This is a genomic window from Alteromonas sp. S015 (genome assembly GCF_036864485.1).
In the GTDB taxonomy this organism is placed as follows: Bacteria; Pseudomonadota; Gammaproteobacteria; order Enterobacterales; family Alteromonadaceae; genus Alteromonas.
On record NZ_JAZETO010000029.1, the window covers coordinates 1 to 496 of the forward strand.

A 496-nucleotide genomic window follows, 5' to 3' on the forward strand; every position below is an offset into this window, starting at 1 on the left:
ACGCTTTTTGTCTACCACTGCAATCAGATTGTCCATACCGGCCAGTACCGCTTGGGCATTTTGCTGCGTTGAAACGCTTATCGCCGTTGCTTGGAAAACGCCAGCAAAGTTATAATCTGCGCCTACGGCTGTACCCGTTGCATTGTCGCTGACTCCTGCTACGTTCCCCGACAACGTTTCTCCCGTCACTGCGCTCGCTATGCTTGCAATACCAGAAAGTGTAAAACCACCGTCAGCTGACAACGAATTCGCTGTGCCGCCAACATTTTGCATACTAAAGCCTATGGTTTGTACCGCATCTGCACCCACTTGGAAGTTGGCTTCGTACGTACCATTTAGTAAGTTCTGCCCACCAAATGTCGTGTCCGTTGCCACGCGATTAACTTCTGTCATTAATGCGCGAATTTCTTCTTGAATTGCTAGGCGATCTTCATCGGTGTTTGAACCGTTCGCCGACTGTGATGCCAAAGTACGAACACGTTGGAACATGGTGGTG

Annotated in this window: 1 protein-coding gene; it reads right to left on the reverse strand. The window is 49.6% G+C overall.

Features of this window, described 5'->3' with window-relative positions:
• A partial coding sequence (locus V7R42_RS19890; protein WP_443983604.1) for a flagellin N-terminal helical domain-containing protein occupies positions 1-496 on the reverse strand: 496 nt, incomplete at both ends.